A 21,493-nucleotide genomic window follows, 5' to 3' on the forward strand; every position below is an offset into this window, starting at 1 on the left:
TTCAATTCATCAGGAGGAAAATGGTCATGGGATTTAAAATTACTGACTTTGTTGAAGACGCTGGCGCACCCGGTATTATAGCCGGTATTGGAGCAGTACTCCTAGCACCTGTGGTGATTCCGGTGGTGGCTGGCGTTGGTAAACCAATAACCAAGTCACTGATTAAAGGCGGACTTGCCCTGTATGAAAAAAGCAAGGGAGCCGTTGCAGAACTTGGCGAAAGTTGGGAGGACATAGTAGCCGAAGCCAGAGCAGAACTGGCTGAAGGAAGACAGCTACCAGCAGTTGATGTTGCAAGTACGTCTGCTGACAATGTTTCTGATAACGGTGTGTAATTTCCAGTCATTTCTTGTTCCCTGGTTTAGCCAGGGAACACCCAACAAAATTCGTAATTCGTCATGATTTTTCTACTCAATGACGAATTACGAATTCCTAAATTAGGAGGGTAGTTAAGTGTTAAAAAATGGTTATATGAATCTCACTCAAATGCCAAAAATTATTGATGAAAACTCTATAAAAACTGCACTTAAACCTATATCTACGCGGGTTGTCAGTTCTACCCCAGGACGCTTGCGTTTGAGAGTTGCACCGTCGCATCGTCAATCTGGGGAAATGCAACGAATTGCTAATGCACTACAAGCAAATGCACATATTAATCAGGTGCGGACTAACATCCAGAATGGCAGCATTGTTATAAATCACGATGGTGAAAATGGCAGTCTTGACAATGTTTTCGCCTCGCTGCGGGATTTAGGCATTATTTTCGGTGATATCGCATTAGGAAAGTCCCAAGCAGCAGTAGGAGTCTCCAATGCAGTTGTTGATTTGAACAAGCAAGTCCAACAAGCGACAAGTAATGTTGTTGATTTGCGCGTTCTTTTTCCTTTAGGACTGGGTATCTTTTCTATTCGGCAGTTACTTGTTAGGGGATTGCAATTGGAAACGATTCCTTGGTATGTGTTGGCTTGGTATGCCTTTGATAGTTTTATTAAGCTGCACGGCACGAGTCAAACACAATCAAATAGCAAGTCATAGTGAAAATTGGGAAGTGAACATCCAATTTTCATCATGCTTCTGAAATCCGCTATATAGCGGTTTGGAACCCGGAGTAAGGTATAGAAAGAAATAATGAACCACAGATGGACACAGATGGACACAGATAAATAATTACTGCATTCAATTAAGTTGCGCTAGTAAATATTAAGTAGGGTGCGTTACGGCTACTGCCTAACGCACCATCTTATGACGGTTTGGAACCCGGAGTAAGGTATAGAAAGAAATAATGAACCACAGATGAACACAGATGGACACAGATAAATAATTACTTCATTCAATTGAGTTGCGCTAGTAAATATTACAGCAGTTTTCACATATTTCAACCACACTGTAAGGGCACAGCAAAGCTTCGTGCCCCTACGGCAAATGTGGTCTATTTACCTGAAAATAGCTGTAAGTAGGGTGCGTTACGGCTACTGCCTAACGCACGATGTTATGGTGGTTTGGAACCCGGAGTAAGGTATAGAAAGAAATAATGAACCACAGATGGACACAGATGGACACAGATAAATAATTACTTCATTCAATTGAGTTGTGCTATATATGGCGGTGCGTTAGGCGCTTTGCTCATGTTTTTTGTTACAAATCATATCGAGCATGGTGCGCCTAACACACCCTACAAGAATTTTATTTTTACTTTACAAATGACCTTTAACGTGAGGTTGCCCTAGCGTGTCTGAGTCTTTGGTAACGTGGTTGTCTGTTTTGCGACATCGGAGCCGCCATCAGTAAAACCTTTTCCAGTAGCCAAGGAGCGATGCGGTTGCACCAGACGGCTAAATGACTTTGCCATCCTATTAAGATTTCTGGTGAATCCCTTGCTAGTCCGGTAACAAGTGCCTGAGCCACTTTCTGGGCAGTCACGGGTACTACCCACCGAAACCACTGTAACTCTCGCACCATATCAGTGTCGGTCAGGGATGGCAGCAAAGCTATGACTCGGATATTCTGTGCAGCTAGTTCGCCGCGCAGGGCTTGAGTGAACCCGACAATTGCAAACTTGGTGGCGCTATAAGTTGCCATTGTCGGCGCTGCTACCTTGCCCATCAAGCTGGAAACATTCACGATAGTCCCTGAGCCTTGTACCACCATGCGTCGGGCAACGAGACGAGTCATGGTGTACATTCCGATTAAATTAACGGATATCTCTGCCTCGACATTTGACAGTCGAGAGTTTAAAAAAGGCGCTTGGTGTGCAACTCCAGCGCAGTTAACGAGCAAATCAATTGGTCCGTGATCTCGCCAAGCTTGGGCGATCGCAATATTCACTTCTACAACCTCAGACAAATCCAAAGCCAAGGTGATGACTTCCACACCAAGCATCTGTATTTCCGTAGCGACTTCAGCTAACCGAATACTATCCCGTGCCACCAACAACAGCCGTTTGACTCCTTGTCTTGCTAATTCAATGGCGATCGCTCTTCCAATACCACGTGAGGCTCCAGTAACAAGAGCCGTTTTTCCTTGAATATCCATAGTTAAAACCTCCAGAGTTGATGTCTCATCGTGTCAGCCCACCAGTGCCCAGTTGAAGGATTTTGCAACAAAACCTGCATCCTGGGCGTGGAGTGAGACGAAAGAGACTCGTGATTGGGGTATGAATTGAACTAAACCGTTCGTAGTCAGAAATTTCTGAGAAATCTTGCTTGTCTTACCGCATTTTTGTAGACAAACTTTGGGTATGTATTTAGTCAGACTTCAGGAAGATTTGAGTTGGACTGGCAGTAGGTAAGAATGAAGTCAGTAAGCAACCGTCTAAACTCATCCTCAGCGTAGAAGGAGCAATAAAGATATTTCAACCGTCTTGCCGGAAAATTGGTGTAAAGCAGTCGGAAAAATATCTTTGCTAACAATTCAAAGAATCAGTGAATTCAGTGAAAAGCCTAGATTTACGTAGAGCATGGATAACACCTCTTTTAGATACAAGTATCTACCAGAACCAACTGTACTTTGCATACCCTAGCAAGGGGATCAACTACCTGCAATATTTATTAACAATATTTCTTAAGTTTTACTTAACTTTACACATCTCTCAGAAACAAGAAAGCAGCAAGGTGCTTTATCCTTGGTTTTAGGAACCTCTGAATAAAAAGTGACTTGACTATGAAAAAACTTATTAATAAATCAGAAGACTTTATTCACGAAAGTTTGCAAGGTATGGCAGCCGCTCATACGGATTTAATCAAAGTCCACTATGACCCTGCTTTTGTCTATCGAGCCGATGCACCCGTACAAGGAAAAGTAGCAATTGTTTCTGGTGGTGGTAGCGGTCACGAACCGATGCATGCAGGGTTTGTAGGGATGGGAATGCTAGATGCTGCATGTCCAGGAGAGGTTTTCACTTCTCCCACCCCTGACCAAATGCTGGAAGCTACAAAGAGAGTTGATGGGGGCGCTGGTATCCTTTATATCGTCAAGAATTACAGTGGCGATATCATGAACTTTGAGATGGCAACGGAGTTAGCCCGTAGTGAGGGTATCCGGGTGCTAAGTATCTTAATTGATGACGATGTGGCGGTAAAGGACAGCTTGTATACACAAGGACGCCGAGGTGTGGGAACAACAGTGCTAGCAGAAAAAATCTGTGGTGCTGCGGCACAGCAGGGGTATGATTTGCAGCGAATAGCAGATTTGTGCCGTCGGGTGAATTTGAATGGACGTAGCTTGGGGATCGCACTGACTTCCTGTACAGTACCCGCCAAAGGAACGCCTACCTTTGAACTGGGAGATCAGGAAATAGAAATGGGGATCGGTATCCACGGTGAACCAGGACGCGATCGCATGACTCTCAAATCAGCAGACGAGATCACTGAGACGCTGGCGCTATCGATTATTGAAGATGCACCCTACAGTCGTACAGTGCGGGAGTGGGATGAAGAAAAAGGGGAATGGGTGGATGTCGAATTAATTGATCCCGCTTTTGAAAAGGGGGATAAGCTGCTGGCTTTCGTCAACAGCATGGGTGGGACTCCGATTTCTGAACTTTATATTGTTTACCGCAAACTGGCTGAAATTTGCGAAAAGAAGGGATTGCAAATTGTGCGAAACTTAATTGGTCCTTACATCACTTCTTTGGATATGCAAGGTTGTTCAATTACCCTGTTGAAGTTGGATGATGAGATGATTCGGTTATGGGATGCGCCTGTAAAGACACCAAGTCTGCGGTGGGGAGTTTGATGTATGGTGACAAAACAGCAGATATTGCAATGGTTGCAAACATTTGCAGTTGAGATAGAGCAGAATAAAGACTATTTGACAGAATTAGATGCGGCAATTGGGGATGCTGACCACGGGATCAACATGGATCGCGGCTTTAAAAAGGTAATCGCTCAGTTACCAACTGTTGCAGATAAAGACATCGGCAGCATTTTGAAAGCAGTCAGTATGACTTTGATTTCCTCAATAGGCGGTGCGAGTGGTCCTCTTTATGGCACTTTGTTTCTGCGAGCAAGTACAGCCGTGGCTGATAAGCAAGAACTCACTGACGAGGATATGCTTGGGATGTTGCAAGCAGGGTTAGATGGTGTACTTGGGCGTGGCAAAGCGCAGTTAGGTGATAAAACGATGGTAGATGTTCTTTCTCCCGCAGTGATAGCTTTTCAACAAGCTGTGGGTGACGAAAACAGTATATTGCAAGCGATGCAACGAGCTGTAGCAGCAGCAGAACAAGGGATGAAGGACACTACGCCAATGATTGCCAAAAAAGGACGCGCTAGCTACTTGGGAGAACGCAGCGTGGGGCATCAAGATCCAGGGGCGACTTCTTCTTATTTAATGTTGAAGAGTTTGTTGACAGTGTTGGAAAATTTTAGTTGAACCAAAAGACTTCAGCCTGACTTCTATTTCTCCTCAACCTAGAGTGATAAAAGATAGTTATTGACATAGATAAAAAGCTGTGGGATATTTCTACTAAAATACGGTAAATCAATAAAGCTACCGTAATAATAAATAAAGTTCCTTAGTTAAAGGCTTTCAGAAACTGAGAAGCTAATTTACCCAAAATGTGGAGAAGTTTAAAACTCCGCTTGTTGCAACAGGCGCGAAGCTGTACATGTTTGAGGCTGTGCGGCGGGTTTTGTTGTGCTTAGCAATCTGTCTGATTCAGTCAAGCAAGTTTATTTTCGGTGTCTATTTAAGGTGAAATGCTCTTGAAAACTATCTTTGCAAACGCGATCGCGTACTCGAAGGGAGGGCTAAGCGCGATCGCAACAACAGCTGCCTTTGTATCAATAGCTTCCCTAGTGACCACACTGCCTGCTATGGCAGCATCATTCACTCAGTTTTCGTTTAAAACTAATGTCACGGCTAGTCCGATTAACGATCCTACAGGTAATCTGTTAAATGACCCCACAAGAGATATCCGCCTGGACTCAGTGGTGTTTAATGGAAACACGATTAGCAACTTTGAGGTTGTCAAACAGGCAAAGATTCTCCAAAACGATACCTACACCCTGGACGATGGAAGTGTCCTGGGCGTACTCCATTCAGGACGAGGTCCCAATACCCCCCGCGACAACCTGCTTGGAGAAGGTCCCTCAAAACCCAACCCAACTGATCAAGACATTATTAACAGTTTGGGCAACCTAAATCTGAATAGTATTCTGGTCACGCGTGAAAATGCAAATACAGCAAGTATCGAGGTCTCTTTCGAGAATCCCGTGAATACCTTCTTGTTCTGGGAGCGTGGTGGAACACCGGGTGGAGCAGTTGCAGGCGATAGCGATTTATTAGTTGAAGCGTTGGACGATAATAATGCAGTTGTAGCAAGTTACAAAATATTGAGGCAAAACTACACGAAAGCTGACTACAACATTAGTACTGAGGTCATTCCAGTTCTTAACAATGGACCTTTCAATATTGGGTCACAAGGCATTAGGCTGGATGGAATTACCACGAAAACACTGCGATTAACTAGCTCTAACAATAATGGACTACTTAGTGGTGTTCCTAATGACAACGGACCTGATTTCAAGATTGTGGCAGCAAAAACAGTGGGCGAACCCACGACTATTGTGGGCACGCTGGTAGTCGGCAGTTTGGGAGCCGTGCTAAAGCGTAAGAGAACAGTTGCAGGCTGCAAATCGCAAGCAACGCCTGATCTGTGAGGGGTCCATGTATCCCGGCACTAATGCTGTCGCATATAGTGCGGGACTTATAGCCCCTCAAACTCCCCGTGAGTTAAAAATCGCTGTACATTGGTATCAGCAGCGTAAGACTAAGAATAACTAACGTAGCAATTCCAATGCCCACAGCCAACCAGGTTTGGGAAGCTTGCATTCCCTGGTTTGCGGCTGCGACACCAACGTTAGTTGGCGTGAAAGAGGCGGAAGCCATCCCAATATAGTGCATCGCGGAGATTGCACCTCCCATAACAAACGCACTCAAAATCTTGAGATATTGTCCGGTTTTACTGGTTTGTGTCCGCAGTTCAAACGCCATCCATAGCGCTACAATCGATGCGCCAATGGCACTCGCAACAGACACCGTCAACAGCAACGGGTCATACTGGGTGCTTGCTTGCGTCCGCATCGCCGCCATGCCAATGTAGTGCATGGACGCGATACCAATGCCCATCAACACACCTCCAATCACTAATTCCTGAATGTTTAAAACACGACGACTGGTCAGGAAAAGTGCGCCTCCAGAAGCGATAATCGCAGGCAGTGTCGAGAACACTACAGTCCACACATCGTAGGCGATCGCCATCGGCAAACTAAAAGCCAGCATGGCGACAAAGTGCATCGACCAGATACCAATTCCCATAGTCATTGCGCCACCAATCAACCAAGCAAGCCTGACCCTTCCGTAGGCTATAGTCACTCGTTCGGTAAGAGTTAGGGCAGTGTAGGAGGCGACTACCGCAATTAAGATAGACAGTGTTACTAAATTCGAGTTATAGGTGCTACTTATAGCCAGATCTGCTTGGTACATCGTTATCTACAAATTTCGTGTTTGTGTCGAGAGCGGCAATCACTGCTGGCAGTGGATACCATTTGACGAATTGTGGAGCTGGTAGACTTGTTGGGCTACCATGCGCCGCCCATGCCCATACGCTCAAGCACTGCTGCAGCTACTATGCAAACAAGCGGACAGATAGCCGCACTATTTAGGCGGATCTGGGACAAAAAAATATTTAACACACGGTAAGATGCACACCGTTGTCACCCAATTGATTTAGGTCAGTGTAGTCAAAAAGCTTGATTTATAGGCTGATATTATATCACGTTTAAATTTAGTTGAAATTTAAAAAAATTAGTAATACCTAAGCGTAGTTTCTTTCCACTCGCCCTCCTCGTACCCTCTACCAACTCACCACCAACCGTCACCAACGCTTTAGGAAAGCTTGGAGGGGTTTTAGTTTCTCATTCATGCGCTGCCTGTGATGGCAATACGGTTGGCTTAAGCGTTAAGCGCTATTGAAGTTCTAGATAGTGCCGAAGGTGACACCCTGTTGTTTAAGCCATTTACGATAAGCCACAGAGTAGCGATCGCTCGGCAAATGGACTTCTGCTTGCAAGTCCAAGGGGAGGCGTCGTGGTCGTTGTGATTCTACAATGGAAATGTCTTGACTCATAATCTGGTCTTCCAAAGCTTGAAAAGCTGAATCAGGTATTTCATGCAGAAAGTTGTCAAGGAGCCAGTAGCAGAGAATGCACTCTTCCTCATCGACAGGCGTCACCATGAAAAATAAACTCACGCAGTTATCATCTTCTCCGCGTTGTTGGAAGTATCCAGTCAAGGGATGACAGACGCGGTACTGGTAAGTGTTGAATAACATGGGTGCCGAGGAATCTGCCGATTTTAGATCCAGTTCCCAAATACCAAATTTAAAAGTAATACCATCTGGATGCGACTCTAAGTCATAATGCGTTAACTCGGGACGCCTGGAGTCAGCGAACATTCCTTTATGCACAAAGGGAAAGTGGGCTGGATCGATGAGGTTTTCAACGACACGTAGAGGACTAGATTTGAAGTGGTAGGGACCGCACAAAATTTTGCGGAACGAGGAGTCTTCCCAGTTTGGAAATGTAGGTATGTCATATTGTGGTGTTCCTAGACAGACCCACAGCAGACCGTAGCGCTCTTGAATGTGGTAAGTTCGGATACAAGCTCTTGCGGGGGGCGGCTGGTCTGGGCTAGCTGGAACTAGGACACATTTCCCTTCAGTGTTATAGGCTAAACCGTGGTAAGGGCAAACAAGATTATCTTTCTCCACCCATCCCAGAGACAGGCGAGCTCCTCGGTGAGGGCAAAAGTCCTGCCAAGCTAGGGCTTTGTCGCCATTGTGCCAAAGGACTATGTCTTCACCTAGTAAACGCTTTTGTAGAACGGTTCCGGGTTGCAGGTCTTGCGAGTGTGCTATGACATGCCAATTATCTAGCAAAAACTGGTCTTGCACCATGAGGATTGCACCCATCAGGTTAGAGGTTATGATTATTATCTTATTCAGTTAGTATCTAATCTTCATTTTGCCCAGGTAAATCTAATGCTATCAACAACGCCTGAGCCAATTTTGTCATTGTATCATCAGAAAGCGCCCCTCGTAAACGCAACAAGCGTGTTTTGGACAACACCCGCACCTGATCTGCCATTGCTATAGAGTCTTGAGTGAGTCCGCCATCTGGTGCTTGAATTAAGACTTGAGTTGGGTAAACACGCTTTCCCGATTGATAAGTCGTACAGGGAACTGCTAGCACAACCGGACTAGATGCATTAATCACATCACGACTGACAATAATCACAGGACGAGTTCCTCCCTGTTCAGAACCCTCAGTTGGCTCTAGACGTGCATCATAAATTTCACCCCGTTTCATTCTGGAGATTCACCTAACTGCAAAGCCTCCCATTGAGCCGAGGCAAACTCAGCTTCCATCTTTAACACTTCTGCCTGATAGTCAGGATCGTTTGCCATTTCTGCCAAAGCAGCATCAATTTCTGCTCGTTTCAGTGCTGCTAGTTCTCGACGCAACGCCTGCGCTACAAGCTCATTACGACTCTTGGCTTTCCCTTCCCGCACTGCCTTGTCAGTTGCTTCTAACAGTTCGCTTGGCAGTGTTAATGTCGTGCGAACAGTTTGGTTTTTCATTTTTTGATGATTATTTTGATGTTATAATTGATGTTATTAATGATATCATAACACTCATAATACAAAAGTTTGCAAGAAAAGTACTTGCAAAGGTGAACTGTCGTCGTCTTAGGGACTTCCAAATAAAAAAATATCCCAAATTTTCTTGTGGGATGGAGAGAAGTCCGAGCGGAGGTTTCCTCCGTTAGCGTTAGCTCCTCGCGGAGCGAGGCTCGGAACTTCGGAGTGTCCCCACCCGTCCCAATATTCAGGGCGGGCAGGATGCCCACCCCACAAGATGGATAATTTATTTCTTGGAAATTCCTTAATGGTTTTAACAAGCACCCGTATGAGTGTTCAAATGCCTTTATAGTTGCTACCAACAGAACAAATCCAACTATAATTTCAGCAAAAATCGGAAATTACCAAGCGTTAACATAAGGGTAAGCAAGATAAAAATTTCCCTTTTATACAAAAAGCGCCTGTGATACCGATTAATCTTGACTCGCTAATCAGCGCAATTACTGGTATTGCCAGCCCGATAATTAAAGAAAAGATTCAGCGCAATGAGACTGTCATCAAATTATTAAAGCAATTTCACCTTGATCCTGAGCATCCGCCAGCAGATTTCAGCGGTGTTTACGCCTACGCCTTGGTAGAATACGGTGTAGGTAAGCCCAAGCCATTTCTCGAACTTTTCCGGCGAGAAGAAATAAAACAAGCTTTCCGCAAGGCTTTAGATCACAACAACCCCTCAATTCTTCTTTCTGAGGTTGATGCTTTTCTCAATGGCTATGCATTGGGCGATGACATTAGAAATTTGGGAATTGACATTAGGCGAGAAGTTGCGGCATTTGCCACCGTCTTTATCGAAGTTGCCAAGCGCAGCCGGACACCTGCTGATGTTTTAATGAACCAGCACATAGGCTCGCTACATAAAAGGATAGCAGGTATCCAAGAACAACTCGAAAGGCTGCCGACACTGGAAGGAATGAGAACAGAGATGGCGCGGTTGGCAGCACAGAGTGTAGAGACGAGAGGTGGCGCGTCTCTACAGGAAAAGAAATGTAGAGCGATCGCTCTTGCTCAACAGATGCGAGGCTGGTTTGAAACATTGGGCTACCGCTTTGAGAAGTATGAAGTTTGGGAAGACAACTATTTTGAGTGGATTCTCAACATCCCGGTACGACGTAATCGATATGACCGCATTCTTGTGCGTGGAATTGAGGGTGAGGCGGGACTCGCTGATGTGATGGCTTTGCGACAGTCGGTGGAAGCGCAAAGAACAGATGAAGGCTGGTTAGTCACAGCAAGGCGCATTTCACGGGCGGCGCGTGATGAAGTGGAGAAAGAAGAAAATCGCCATCTTGACTGTTATACTTTTGACGAACTGATAGATCAGGATGCTGACTTCACCGGGTATCTTGACTGGCTAGAGGCTGAGGTGAAACGCCGGGAAATCGACAAAAAGTATGTGTCGCTAGCTTGCACCAAAGAAGAATTTGACCCAGTTACCAAACGCCGAATAGGAGTCAGCCGTTACGATGAACGCGACGGCTGGATTGACGGTTATCTGGATGTGTGGTTAGATGACCCTGCTAAGGAGCATATCTCTATTTTAGGAGAGTTTGGCACTGGTAAAACTTGGTTTGCTTTTCACTATGCTTGGACTGCACTGCAACGGTATCGGGATGCCCAAAAACGCGGCGTTGAACGTCCCCGTCTTCCTTTGATAATTACGCTGCGCGACTATGCTAAAGCACTGAATGTTGAGAATGTTCTGGCAGGTTTCTTTTTTACTCAACATAATATTCGCTTAAACAGCGAGGTGTTTGACCAGCTTAACAGCATGGGTAAGCTGCTGCTGATTTTCGATGGCTTTGACGAAATGGCAGCGAAGTGCGATCGCCAACAAATGATAAACAACTTTTGGGAGTTGGCGAAAGTCGTCGTTCCTGGTGCTAAAGTTATCTTGACTTGTCGCACCGAACATTTTCCAGAAGCGAAAGAAGGACGTGCTTTGCTCAATGCCGAATTGCAAGCGTCTACCGCCAAGCTGACAGGGGAAACGCCCCAGTTTGAAGTGCTGGAACTGGAGAAATTCAACGACGAGCAAATCCGGCAGGTGTTGTCACTCCAAGCTGAATCTACCACAGTTGAGCAGGTGATGAACAATCCGCATCTGTTGGACTTGGCACGTCGTCCCGTGATGACGGAGTTAATTTTAGAAGCATTGCCAGATATTGAAGCAGGTAAGCTAGTGGATATGTCGCGGGTTTACCTGTATGCGGTGCGGCGTAAGATGGAACGAGACATCAAAGCGGAGCGTACTTTTACTTCCTTGGCAGATAAGCTCTACTTTTTGTGTGAACTTTCCTGGGAGATGTTGTCTACTGACCAGATGAGTTTAAATTATCGCCTTTTTCCCGATAGAATTCGTCGCTTATTCGGTGATGTTGTTCAGGAGGAGAAGGATTTAGACCACTGGCATTATGACATGATGGGGCAAACGATGCTCATCCGCAATGCCGATGGTGACTATACTCCGGCGCATCGTTCGCTGTTAGAGTTTTTTGTCGCGTACAAGTTTGCGGCTGAGTTGGGGGCGTTGGCTGATGATTTTATTGAATTGGCGCAGGCGCGATCGCATATAAATAATCATGCTGCGCCAGTTGATTACACTTGGTCGTCTTATTTTCGTCGGCAGGTGGATAAAGCGGGGGAGATTTTGTCAAGTGCCCCATTGAAGAGATTTGCAAGTGAGTCATTGGAAAAGCTGAGGGAAACTTTTGGGCGATCGCCTCTAACAAAGGCGGTGATGGATTTACTTATACCAATGCTTACACCAATCTCACGTAGGGGCACGGCATTGCCGTGCCCCTACCCATTGTTGCAGATTCTTGAACAGACACGTGGCAAAACCGAAGCAGAGGTTGGATATGTCGGGGGGAATGCAGCGACGGTGCTAGTCAAAGTTGACAACACAGGACTGGAAGGTAAAGACCTCTCTCGTGCTGTGATTAAAGGCGCAGATCTTACTAAAGCTAGCCTGCGCCGTGTCAATTTTGCTGAGGCTAATCTGGTTAAATCTGTTTTTCCCAAAGTCTTCGGTGCGGTTTTTTGTGTGGCGTTTAGTCCAGATGGCAAGTTGTTTGCTACAGGTGATGCTAATTGTGAGATTAGCTTGTGGCAAATTATTGATAACAAACAAATTTTAAGACTTCAAGGGCATAGCGACTGGGTACGCTCAGTAGTTTTCAGTCCTGATGGTAATACTATAGTTAGTGCTAGTTATGACCAAACAGTTAAGCTCTGGGATACTCGCACAGGAGAATGTCTGAAAACTTTGTATGGGCATACCAGTAGGATAAATTCAGCGGCGATGCATTCCAATGGTCAAACTATAGCTAGTAGCAGTGATGACAAAACCGTGAAGCTATGGAATATTCATACAGGAGAATGCCTAAAAACTTTACAGGGACATACCAGTAAAGTTCATTCAGTACTGTTCACTCCTAACGGTGTCACTTTAGTCAGTAGTAGTGGTGACAAAACAGTGAAGTTATGGAATATTCATACAGGAGAATGCCTGAAAACCTTAGAAGGACATATAAATTCAGTAGGATGTGTGGTTATTAGTCCTGATGGTATGACCCTTGCTAGTTGCAGCAGCAAGGACAAAACAGTGAACCTATGGGACATCTCCACAGGAGAATGTCTGAAAACTTTTCAGGAGCATACCGATTGGGTACGCTCATTAGCAATGAGTCCTGATGGTATAACCCTTGCCAGTTGCAGCAGGGACAAAACAGTGAAGTTATGGAATATTCGTACAGGAGAATGCCTGAAAACTTTACAGGGACATACCGACTGGGTAAGATCTGCGGCTTTTAGTCCTGACGGTACCATTTTAATAAGTGGGAGTGATGACCAAACGGTTAGGCAATGGGATATCCTGAGTGGAAAATGTGTAAATATTTTGCAGGGTTATATTAGTGTCGTACAGTCAGTGGCAATCAGTGCTGATGGCGCAATCTTTGCTAGTAGTGGCGAAGATCAAACAGTGAAGCTATGGGATATCCATAGTGGTGAATGCCTGAAAATCTTGGAGGGGCATATCGGCAGGGTCAATTCAATAGCAATTAGCCCTAATAGTACAATTCTAGCCAGTTGTAGTTATGACCAAACACTGAAGCTATGGGATGTTCCTACTGGAAAATGCTTCAAAACGTTGCATGGGCATAAGGCTGGTGTCAATTCAGTAGTAATCAGTCCTGATGGTAAAACCCTAGCTAGTGGCAGTGGAGACAGAACAATAAAGCTATGGGATATCCATACTGGAGAATGTCTGAAAACTTTGCAAGGACATACCGACTGGTTATGGTCAGTGGCATTTAGTCCTAACGGTAAACTTTTAGCTAGTGGAAGTTATGACAAAACAGTGAAACTATGGGACATCGGCACAGGAGAATGTCTGAAAACTTTACAAGGATATACCGGTAGGAATAATTCTGTGGCAATCAGCCTTGATGGTAAGATCCTAGCCAGTGCTGGTGAAGACCAAACGATAAAGCTATGCGATATGCACAGTGGTGAATGCCTAATTACCTTGCAAGGACATACCAGTTGGGTATCCTCCGTTGTCTTTAGTCCTGATGGTAAGACTTTTGCCAGTGCAAGTAACGATAAAACAGTCAGGCTATGGGACATTCACAGTGGAAAATGCCTGAAAATTTTGCAGGGACACACTCATTGGGTAAATTCAGTTATCTTCAGCACGGACGGTCAAACTCTTGTTAGTGGGAGTTGGGATGAAACAATAAAGCTTTGGGATCTTAACACAGGTGAGTGCTTAAAAACTTTGATAGATAGACCTTATGAGCATATGAATATCACAGGTGTTACAGGTTTAACGGCAGCTGATATAGCCACCCTTAAAGCACTAGGCGCAGTGGAAGAAGGGGAAATGTAAAATTAAAAATACCAGATAAGCAAACCTTCCCACACATGGAAATAACAAAAGTATCAAACTCTGGACAAGTAATTATTCCCGAACAGTTACGAAAATCTCATGGCTGGGAAGCTGGTCAGGAGTTGATTGTAATTGATACAGGTGATGGAATTCTTCTTAAGCCTAAAAAACCTTTTGCAGAAACCACATTAAATGAAGTTGCAGGTTGCTTAAAATATCAAGGCACACCAAAATCGTTAGATGATATCGATGATGCTATCCGTCAAGGTGTAGAGGAATCATGGCATGGTGGCAGTTGATACTAACATAATTGTGCGTCTATTAACTCAAGATGACGAAGCTCAGTATCAAAAAAGTCTAGAAATTTTCCAGACACAAACAATTTTTATCCCAGATACTGTGATTTTAGAAACGGAATGGGTGCTGAGGTTTGCCTATAAGTTCAAACCAGTTGAAATATGTGCAGCCTTAAGAAAAGTTTTTGGTTTGCCAAATGTTAATGTGAATAATGCTAGCCTGGTTTCTCAAGCACTACAATGGCATGAAACTGGTTTAGATTTTGCCGATGCATTTCATCTAGCTCAAAGTCAAAACTATGCTGAGTTTTATACCTTTGATGAGAAGTTTGTGAAAAAAGCTAAGGGGATAACTAGCTGTGAAGTAAAACTACCTTGAGCATGGTAAGTAGGTGTGAGTTTATAGCTAATCGGTGCGATGGTACGAATCAACACATTAAAACAGGTGAGTGTTTAAAAACTTTGAGAAGCGATCGCCCTTATGAAAACATGAATATCACAGGCATTACAGGTTTAACAGAAGCCGAAATCACCACCCTTAAAGCATTAGGCGCAGTGGAAGAAGGGGAAATGTAAAATTAAAATCTTCACACAATATGAAAACGCAACTAGCCAAAAAATAATGACAACGAAAGAAAGTCTCAAACAAGAAATAGACAAGCTTAGTGAAGAACAATTTCAACTTGTAGCTGATTTTATTGAATTTATCAAATTCCGTACTTAAAAAATTGATACAAATTCCAAAAAAAGACTTAGCGAATTTTACCGTGCATTAAAAACAACTCAACCCTATCCAGGAAAGGAGGAAATTCGTAAAATAGTTGGCGAATCTTTGGCGCAAGAAATAATTAACAAACAATAATGACAGATTTGACAGAGAGTTTCAAATATGAATACTGCTAAATTATTGATGAACGGTGAAAATCAAACGGTGGTTTTACCCAAGGAATTTCAGTTCCAAGGTAATGAAGTTTATATCAAAAAGATAGGTAACGCCGTTGTCTTAATTTCCAAAGAAAATCCTTGGCAAACTTTGTTTGACGCGACTGAACTCTTTTCTGATGACTTTATGGAAACCCGAGAACAGCGTAATTTAGAGGTTAGAGAGGCTTTGGAATGAGATTTTTGCTGGATACCAATACGTGTATCTACGTGGAGTTGTAGAAATGTGGAAGCAAGAAAAGTAGCGGGAGAAAGCGCAAGGCGTCGCCTAAGGGACACAGGCATTGCCAATCGCCATTGCACAACAAGCTGTCGTTAGGAACGTACAAGTTGTCGTTAGATCACAACAAGCTGTCGTTAGGAATGTACAAGCTGTCGTTAGATCACAACAAGCTGTCGCTAGGAATGTACAAGTTGTCGTTAGATCACAACAAACTGTCGTAACGACACGATAAAAAGTTAAGAAAATATTAAAGGGTGTGTTATGGCGAAGCGCAACGCACCATTCATCTCAATACCGTTTAGATAACACCAGAATCCTTATCAGGAAAACAATGTAGAACTCTCGGATGGCACGTCTCTACACACATGATTTTTTACACATCAACCTTAACAGCAACCGTATTGATTCATAAAAGGGCGATCGCCTCTCCTTGACTGTTCCTCATTAACTCCTTACATTAAAGTAAGAAATTATTTTAAAAGTAAGGATATTATATGTCCATTGCCACAATTACCAGCAAAGGTCAAACAACTATCCCAAAAGAAATTCGGGAGAAACTTAACTTACATCCAGGCGATCGCATTAATTTCATCATTGAATCAGATGGCAAAGTCTACATTCCGCCGCTGAATATCCAAGTTGAGGAATTGTCTGGTATCCTCCATAAACCAGGAAGGAAAGCAGTCTCTATCGAGGAAATGAATCAAGCAATTGAACAATCTGGTGGTAGCTTGTTCATTAATCACAGTTACACTTAAAGTTACAACGTGACACTCTTGGTGCTTCTTTAATTATTTCCTTTCAAAGCTGCCACTAAAATTCGCATTACTTGCTCCAAATCTTCGGTAACCCGATAGCTATTAATCCCCTGTTCAAAATGCTTTGTGTTGCGGTCGAGCCTACCGAATTGCCATATTGTACCTGTAGAAACCACGCCAATTAAAATTGGCTGTTGGTCAAGTGTAGTCGAGCCTGACCACTGATCTAGTGCCACTAATTCGGCGACTAACTGCGTAAAACCTCGCGTAAAATCCTCGTATTTTGCCTCAATCACTAATAGTTGATTGACGGATTTTACTCGCAGTAAATAATCTAAATTACCCTGAAGCCAATTAGAAACCTTCAAATTATATTCAATTCGTAATTCTGCCTGTGTGTAATGAATTAACTCCGTCACTACCCGCGAGATGAGAATTTCTCGTCTTGCAAGTTCGTTAGTCAACGGTACAAATGGTAGTACCTCCTCAATGCGGTCGCGTAATTCTCCCAAGCGGTCAAGTTCATCAGGAAACTGAGGTAAATTCAGCGTTTTTCGAGTTAAACTATAGCCAAATTCTTGAGCGAGTTCACTAGCTTCAAAGCCAAGCTCAAAGTATCGGCTAAAAGTATAACTTTGATTGGAGTCAAGAATTGACATAGTTAAAGCTGCACATGACATTTTTCTTATATCACGGATAGATTAGCAGTGCTTTAGCTAATAACAGTGCGTTACACTTCGTTACGCATTCTACGCCTGTGCGTTACACTTCGTTAACGCACCCTACGCCTATGAGCAACTAACAGCATAAAGTAAGTGAGTGAGCAATCGCTTTTCAACAAAGTTGATGGTGTGGTCGTGGTCGGAATTGTCATTGTCTCTCACAGCAAAAAGCTTGCAGAAGGAGTCCGGGAACTAGCAGCACAGATGGTTCAGGGCAAAGTCCCCCTGGCTGTTGCTGCTGGAATTGACGATCCAGAAAACCCGCTGGGTACAGATGCTATGCAGGTTTATGAGGCGATCGCCTCTGTTTACAGTGATGAAGGTGTCATCGTCTTAATGGATCTTGGCAGCGCCCTCATGAGTGCGGAAATGGCGCTAGAGTTTCTTCCAGAAGAACTACGCGATAAAGTCCATCTGTGTGAAGCACCACTTGTTGAAGGTGCGATCGCAGCCGCTGTAGCCGCAGCTGCTGGTAGTCATATTCAACAGGTTATGGCTGAAGCACGGGGAGCATTGGTAGCAAAAGCGACTCAATTAGGTGTAGCCTATAACCTCACGCCGTTAGTGCCTGCCCCCCTCTCTGCTAGCCCAGAGGAGGTGAGGTCTTTGGAGGAACCGGAAACAAAAAAAATACATATAACCGTCCGTAATAAATTGGGATTACACGCCCGTCCTGCTGCGAAATTTGTGGCAACAGCAGCCCGTTTTCAATCCCAAATCAAAGTACAGAATATTACTAAAAGTACTGAATTAGTACGCGCTGATAGTATCAATCAAGTATCCACCTTGGGTGTGCGTCAAGGACACGAACTAGCTATTACTGCTACTGGTTCTGATGCAGATGAAGCACTGGCAGCATTGCAAGCATTGGTTGAAACCAACTTTGGCGAAGTTTTGCCGGATGTGGAGACACAAAGACGCCCAGACACGCAGATACACATCCCATCTTCGCATCACTTTCTCCAAGGCATTCCTGCTTCCAATGGAGTGGCGATCGCACCCGTTTTTCTGTATCGTCCTACTCCGATTGATATTCAGCAATACCACGTAGATGATGTTGAGGCAGAGTGGCAACGTTTACAGGTAGCCATTCAAATTGCTCACGAGGAAATTGAAGCTGTATTCTCACAAGCATCTATTCAAATTGGAGACGCTGAAGCTGCCATCTTTGATGCCCATCTGCTCTTTTTAGAAGATCCTGTGGTACTAGAGGCAGTTCAGCAACGCATCTTTGAACAACATTATAATGCTGAAGCGGCTTGGCAGGCGGTTGTCGATGAGTTGGCTAATAATTACCGTAGTATTGAAGATTCTTACTTACAAGAGAGAGTCGCTGATGTAGTAGACGTGGGACAGCGAGTATTACGACTACTGACTAGATTTCAATCCCACATCAGAATTTCAGATGATAGCCATATCAATTTTAATCTCTGTGAGCCAGCGATTTTGATTGCAACTGACCTAAGTCCTTCTGATACAGCTAGGCTAGATCCAGCAAAAGTCCTGGGAATTTGTACCACTTCTGGGAGTCCCATTTCTCATAGTGCTATTATCGCCCGGAGATTAGGTATTCCTGCGATTGTTGGCTTACCACCGGAAATATTGCAAGTAGCAGATAATACCCGATTAGCGCTTGATGGTGAGAGTGGCAGAGTCTGGATAGAACCAGAACCAGATATCCAAACAGCACTTGAGGCAAAGCGAAATGCACAGCAAGTTGCTTATCAGCAAGCACTCGCAACGGCCTTCAGTCCAGCAATGACGCGCGATCAAAAGCAAATCGGTGTATTCGCTAATATTGGAAGTATATTTGATACTCAAGCCGCCTTGAATTTAGGTGCAGAAGGTGTAGGATTGTTCCGCACTGAGTTCCTTTATCTGGAAAGAACAACACCGCCAACCGAAGAAGAGCAACTAGCAGTTTATCAAAGTATCGCCCAACTTCTTGATACCCGTCCGTTCATCATCCGCACTCTAGATGTGGGAGGCGATAAACCAATTCCCTATCTGAATTTTCCCCACGAAACTAACCCTTTTCTGGGTTGGCGCGGAATTCGTTTTTGTCTCGATCATCCTGATATCTTCAAAACCCAGTTGCGGGCAATTTTAAAAGCGAGTCTCGGACATCAAATTAAAATCATGTTTCCGATGATTGCGACTGTGCAAGAAATACAAGCAGCCAAAGCAATACTAAAAGAAGTACAAGCACAACTGAGTCAAGCTGGTATCCCTTTTGATGAAAATATGGAAGTGGGTATTATGGTAGAGACACCCTCGGCGGTTGTCCTTGCTGACAAGTTAGCGGCTGAGGTAGACTTTTTCAGTCTTGGTACTAATGACCTCAGCCAGTATGTCATGGCGGCAGATCGTACGCATCCACGAGTCGCAGCTTTAGTTGATGCATTGCATCCAGCTGTGTTACGGATGATTCAACAAACTGTCCAAGCTGCACATCAAGCAGGTATTTGGGTGGGGTTATGTGGGGAACTAGCAGCAGATCCTTTAGCAGCACCGATTTTATTGGGGTTAGGATTAGATGAGGTGAGTCTGAATCCGCAAGCTATTCCTGGATTTAAGCAGGCGATCGCCCAATTAACAATGGCACAAGCACAGACAATTGTTGCATCAGCTATGGATCAAGATTCTGCGGCTGATGTCAGAGAATTGATCCGAAAATTATCTCAACATTAGACTTCTTGCATTGATTCCAAAAAAAAGAATAATTAACCACAGATGGACACAGATGGACACAGATGGAACTCACATTCCGCAACAGGTGTATTAAGTTCCCATTTAAAACAGTGAACAGTGACCAGTGAGAAGATTGACTTGGGACATCTTGATAACTGGTAACTGATAACTGGTAACTGATAACTGGTAACTGATAACTGATAACTGGTAACTGTTAATAAACTGCTTCCCGAGTTAATTCAGTATCAATCGGCTTGATAAGGTAAAGCCGTAACAAATGCCCAACTATTGAAAGTATCAAGGGTAATTTTTGCAAGAACTTGACAATCTTTGGACTATTGCTGCTGTTAATCTCCACTAGCTTGAGATTAATATCGGAACACTCTTCGAGTCGCCGGAAAAACTCTGGGTGTTCTGTATCCAGTATCACAGGAAATGCCCGTGCTGCGGTTTCATTTGTGTTTTCAATGACTTGGATGTTGTACTCGTATGGATTGATGCCAACAGAGCGATAAAATGATACTCGTTCCAGCACTGTCAAAGTGTGGGTAGCAAACACAGACAGCAGGAAAAATCGCACCCACAAACGTGCTTTCCAGTTGTTCCACAGTTGAGGTTGCGATCGCAACAGCGCCTTAAAGAAATCTCCATGTCGATTCTCATCCTGACACCAACTCTCGAAATAGCGGAAGAGGGGATAGAATCGGTTTTCTGGATATGACTCTAGGTGACGGAACATGATGATGTAACGCCAGTAGCCAATTTTCTCAGATAGGTAAACTGTGTAGATAATCCACTCAGGCGGGAAGAAGGTATAAGTACGATTCTTTGTGAGATAACTCAAGTCCAGCGAGAGATTAAAGTCTGACATTGCTTTATTGAGAAATCCCGCATGGCGTGCTTCATCCCGTGCCATACAATGAAAAGCTTCTGCCAAAATCGGGTTTCGGTTCTTCAGTCTGCGCGATAACTCTTTGAACAGCAGAAACCCGGAAAACTCCGAAGTGCATGAACGCTCCAAAAAGTCAATAAAAGCGCGGCGCGTTTCCCCATCAATGTGTTCCCAACTCTGCTCAAACTCGGAATCACGCACAAAGTGATGGCGGTTATAATCAGCCCGCAACTCATCCACAATAGCCCGCAACTCTGGCTCATGCGCCGAAATATCCAACTGCGCTACAGCCTCAAAGTCAGTGGTGTAGAACCGGGGCGTTAACAATGTTTCCTGCACAGGCGCTTTCACACCTGGCTTAAGCAACTCAGGCTCTGAGGTTTGAAGAGACTTAGCCATGAGAATCGTTCAATCAATTTATCTTTTTAAAGCTATATAAGCATGAATCATCATTAAAATCTACTAAAAGTAAAATTATTTAAAATAATTTTCAAAACTGATTTGCGTTTGGATGGAGTGTCGGGAAAATATGAATAAATATGAATGGATTTATGGTTATACAACTATTTGATAGTTAAATAGTCTAAGTGGTCATCAACGTGGTTTGGAGAGACATTAGCAGTGGTAGTTGCTGGCTAAGTTCTGCTCTAAACCCAAAATTGCTATCTCCTCCTAACTCTGACGTTACCTGGAATCTACTCCCAGCAACCAGTGAATAAATGCTTATTCAGGTAGGAGGGAGTAGTCTATCAATTTTGATTTGAGGAGTTCGTAGTAAGCGCTTACTACAAAAGAGATACGCTGACAAGGGGAATCCTGCGAAAGTCCTAAAATTCGGTAACTCCAAACCTTATGGGTATTGGGTACGTATCTTAC

Annotated in this window: 20 protein-coding genes; 13 read left to right on the forward strand and 7 right to left on the reverse strand. The window is 44.0% G+C overall.

The annotated features are described in order from the left end of the window. Positions 1 to 26: 26 nt before the first annotated feature. Both AACT52_RS20135 and AACT52_RS20140 read left to right on the forward strand, forming a co-directional pair. Positions 27 to 335 carry a DUF5132 domain-containing protein gene (locus AACT52_RS20135; protein WP_073633059.1) on the forward strand — a complete coding sequence of 103 codons (309 nt, stop codon included), beginning with the start codon at positions 27 to 29 and terminating at the stop codon, positions 333 to 335. 118 nt (positions 336 to 453) lie between these two features. Beyond that, positions 454 to 1,035, forward strand: coding sequence for an HMA2 domain-containing protein (locus AACT52_RS20140; RefSeq protein ID WP_073633060.1), 582 nt, complete (start codon positions 454 to 456; stop codon positions 1,033 to 1,035). 672 nt (positions 1,036 to 1,707) lie between these two features. On the opposite strand, the gene AACT52_RS20145 is transcribed toward AACT52_RS20140, so the two are convergent. Continuing rightward, positions 1,708 to 2,532 carry an SDR family NAD(P)-dependent oxidoreductase gene (locus tag AACT52_RS20145; protein ID WP_073633061.1) on the reverse strand — a complete coding sequence of 275 codons (825 nt, stop codon included), beginning with the start codon at positions 2,530 to 2,532 and terminating at the stop codon, positions 1,708 to 1,710. A gap of 627 nt (positions 2,533 to 3,159) precedes the next feature. Here AACT52_RS20145 and dhaK point away from each other — a divergent pair. The 3 genes from dhaK (at position 3,160) to AACT52_RS20160 (ending at position 6,161) form a co-directional block, all read left to right on the forward strand. Further along, entirely contained in the window at positions 3,160 to 4,233 is a 1,074-nt protein-coding gene (dhaK, locus tag AACT52_RS20150; RefSeq protein ID WP_073633062.1) for a dihydroxyacetone kinase subunit DhaK, read from the forward strand. Between the two features lie 3 nt (positions 4,234 to 4,236). Beyond that, entirely contained in the window at positions 4,237 to 4,872 is a 636-nt protein-coding gene (gene dhaL, locus AACT52_RS20155; RefSeq protein WP_073633063.1) for a dihydroxyacetone kinase subunit DhaL, read from the forward strand. A 332-nt stretch (positions 4,873 to 5,204) separates the two neighbouring features. Beyond that, positions 5,205 to 6,161 carry an exosortase-dependent surface protein XDP2 gene (locus tag AACT52_RS20160; protein WP_233154012.1) on the forward strand — a complete coding sequence of 319 codons (957 nt, stop codon included), beginning with the start codon at positions 5,205 to 5,207 and terminating at the stop codon, positions 6,159 to 6,161. Between the two features lie 73 nt (positions 6,162 to 6,234). Here AACT52_RS20160 and AACT52_RS20165 read toward each other — a convergent pair whose 3' ends face one another. From AACT52_RS20165 to AACT52_RS20180, 4 genes are all read right to left on the reverse strand, one after another. Continuing rightward, complete coding sequence (locus tag AACT52_RS20165; protein ID WP_073633065.1) at positions 6,235 to 6,987, reverse strand: MHYT domain-containing protein; 753 nt, start codon at positions 6,985 to 6,987, stop codon at positions 6,235 to 6,237. A gap of 493 nt (positions 6,988 to 7,480) precedes the next feature. Beyond that, entirely contained in the window at positions 7,481 to 8,473 is a 993-nt protein-coding gene (locus AACT52_RS20170; protein WP_083630434.1) for an aromatic ring-hydroxylating dioxygenase subunit alpha, read from the reverse strand. A 40-nt stretch (positions 8,474 to 8,513) separates the two neighbouring features. Continuing rightward, positions 8,514 to 8,870, reverse strand: a complete 357-nt coding sequence (locus AACT52_RS20175) for a type II toxin-antitoxin system PemK/MazF family toxin (RefSeq protein ID WP_073633067.1) — start codon at positions 8,868 to 8,870, stop codon at positions 8,514 to 8,516. Then, positions 8,867 to 9,142 (reverse strand): ribbon-helix-helix domain-containing protein, encoded by a 276-nt coding sequence (locus AACT52_RS20180; RefSeq protein ID WP_073633068.1) that lies wholly within the window; start codon positions 9,140 to 9,142, stop codon positions 8,867 to 8,869. Before AACT52_RS20180 ends, AACT52_RS20175 begins: the two co-directional genes overlap by 4 nt. A 463-nt stretch (positions 9,143 to 9,605) precedes the next feature. Here AACT52_RS20180 and AACT52_RS20185 point away from each other — a divergent pair, with 463 nt between their 5' ends. From AACT52_RS20185 to AACT52_RS20215, 7 genes are all read left to right on the forward strand, one after another. Beyond that, positions 9,606 to 14,093: an NACHT and WD40 repeat domain-containing protein gene (locus tag AACT52_RS20185; protein WP_073633070.1), complete on the forward strand. Its 4,488-nt coding sequence runs from the start codon at positions 9,606 to 9,608 to the stop codon at positions 14,091 to 14,093. Between the two features lie 35 nt (positions 14,094 to 14,128). Further along, positions 14,129 to 14,392: an AbrB/MazE/SpoVT family DNA-binding domain-containing protein gene (locus AACT52_RS20190; RefSeq protein WP_073633071.1), complete on the forward strand. Its 264-nt coding sequence runs from the start codon at positions 14,129 to 14,131 to the stop codon at positions 14,390 to 14,392. After that, positions 14,379 to 14,768, forward strand: a complete 390-nt coding sequence (locus AACT52_RS20195; RefSeq protein ID WP_073633072.1) for a type II toxin-antitoxin system VapC family toxin — start codon at positions 14,379 to 14,381, stop codon at positions 14,766 to 14,768. The genes AACT52_RS20190 and AACT52_RS20195 overlap by 14 nt, the downstream gene beginning before the upstream one ends. Before the next feature lie 2 nt (positions 14,769 to 14,770). Further along, positions 14,771 to 14,965, forward strand: a complete 195-nt coding sequence (locus AACT52_RS20200) for a hypothetical protein (protein WP_073633073.1) — start codon at positions 14,771 to 14,773, stop codon at positions 14,963 to 14,965. Between the two features lie 313 nt (positions 14,966 to 15,278). Further along, entirely contained in the window at positions 15,279 to 15,509 is a 231-nt protein-coding gene (locus AACT52_RS20205; RefSeq protein WP_073633074.1) for an antitoxin, read from the forward strand. A gap of 106 nt (positions 15,510 to 15,615) precedes the next feature. Then, complete coding sequence (locus tag AACT52_RS20210) at positions 15,616 to 15,786, forward strand: hypothetical protein (RefSeq protein ID WP_158054704.1); 171 nt, start codon at positions 15,616 to 15,618, stop codon at positions 15,784 to 15,786. Positions 15,787 to 16,048: 262 nt separating this feature from the next. Beyond that, positions 16,049 to 16,312 carry an AbrB/MazE/SpoVT family DNA-binding domain-containing protein gene (locus AACT52_RS20215; RefSeq protein WP_073633075.1) on the forward strand — a complete coding sequence of 88 codons (264 nt, stop codon included), beginning with the start codon at positions 16,049 to 16,051 and terminating at the stop codon, positions 16,310 to 16,312. Positions 16,313 to 16,341: 29 nt separating this feature from the next. Here AACT52_RS20215 and AACT52_RS20220 read toward each other — a convergent pair whose 3' ends face one another. Then, positions 16,342 to 16,971 carry a hypothetical protein gene (locus tag AACT52_RS20220; protein WP_073633076.1) on the reverse strand — a complete coding sequence of 210 codons (630 nt, stop codon included), beginning with the start codon at positions 16,969 to 16,971 and terminating at the stop codon, positions 16,342 to 16,344. A gap of 198 nt (positions 16,972 to 17,169) precedes the next feature. On the opposite strand from AACT52_RS20220, the gene ptsP reads away from it, so the two are divergent. After that, the gene (ptsP, locus tag AACT52_RS20225) at positions 17,170 to 19,725 is read left to right on the forward strand and encodes a phosphoenolpyruvate--protein phosphotransferase (RefSeq protein ID WP_073633116.1); all 2,556 of its coding nucleotides are present in this window, start codon (positions 17,170 to 17,172) and stop codon (positions 19,723 to 19,725) included. Between the two features lie 214 nt (positions 19,726 to 19,939). Here ptsP and acsF read toward each other — a convergent pair whose 3' ends face one another. Continuing rightward, the gene (gene acsF / locus AACT52_RS20230) at positions 19,940 to 21,016 is read right to left on the reverse strand and encodes a magnesium-protoporphyrin IX monomethyl ester (oxidative) cyclase (protein WP_073633077.1); all 1,077 of its coding nucleotides are present in this window, start codon (positions 21,014 to 21,016) and stop codon (positions 19,940 to 19,942) included. Positions 21,017 to 21,493 lie beyond the last annotated feature (477 nt).

The organism is Scytonema sp. HK-05 (genome assembly GCF_963872035.1).
Classification (GTDB): Bacteria; Cyanobacteriota; Cyanobacteriia; order Cyanobacteriales; family Nostocaceae; genus Kalymmatonema.

Excerpts from the sequence above, each read along its gene's own strand:
- AACT52_RS20190 (WP_073633071.1), top strand. The coding sequence starts at position 14,129 with ATGGAAATAACAAAAGTATCAAACTCTGGACAAGTAATTATTCCCGAA.
- AACT52_RS20200 (WP_073633073.1), top strand. The coding sequence starts at position 14,771 with ATGGTAAGTAGGTGTGAGTTTATAGCTAATCGGTGCGATGGTACGAAT.
- AACT52_RS20145 (WP_073633061.1), bottom strand. The coding sequence starts at position 2,532 with ATGGATATTCAAGGAAAAACGGCTCTTGTTACTGGAGCCTCACGTGGT.
- AACT52_RS20175 (WP_073633067.1), bottom strand. The coding sequence starts at position 8,870 with ATGAAACGGGGTGAAATTTATGATGCACGTCTAGAGCCAACTGAGGGT.
- acsF (WP_073633077.1), bottom strand. The coding sequence starts at position 21,016 with ATGGCTAAGTCTCTTCAAACCTCAGAGCCTGAGTTGCTTAAGCCAGGT.
- dhaL (WP_073633063.1), top strand. The coding sequence starts at position 4,237 with ATGGTGACAAAACAGCAGATATTGCAATGGTTGCAAACATTTGCAGTT.
- AACT52_RS20165 (WP_073633065.1), bottom strand. The coding sequence starts at position 6,987 with ATGTACCAAGCAGATCTGGCTATAAGTAGCACCTATAACTCGAATTTA.
- AACT52_RS20170 (WP_083630434.1), bottom strand. The coding sequence starts at position 8,473 with ATGGGTGCAATCCTCATGGTGCAAGACCAGTTTTTGCTAGATAATTGG.
- dhaK (WP_073633062.1), top strand. The coding sequence starts at position 3,160 with ATGAAAAAACTTATTAATAAATCAGAAGACTTTATTCACGAAAGTTTG.
- AACT52_RS20135 (WP_073633059.1), top strand. The coding sequence starts at position 27 with ATGGGATTTAAAATTACTGACTTTGTTGAAGACGCTGGCGCACCCGGT.
- AACT52_RS20220 (WP_073633076.1), bottom strand. The coding sequence starts at position 16,971 with ATGTCAATTCTTGACTCCAATCAAAGTTATACTTTTAGCCGATACTTT.
- AACT52_RS20215 (WP_073633075.1), top strand. The coding sequence starts at position 16,049 with ATGTCCATTGCCACAATTACCAGCAAAGGTCAAACAACTATCCCAAAA.
- AACT52_RS20195 (WP_073633072.1), top strand. The coding sequence starts at position 14,379 with ATGGTGGCAGTTGATACTAACATAATTGTGCGTCTATTAACTCAAGAT.
- AACT52_RS20180 (WP_073633068.1), bottom strand. The coding sequence starts at position 9,142 with ATGAAAAACCAAACTGTTCGCACGACATTAACACTGCCAAGCGAACTG.
- AACT52_RS20205 (WP_073633074.1), top strand. The coding sequence starts at position 15,279 with ATGAATACTGCTAAATTATTGATGAACGGTGAAAATCAAACGGTGGTT.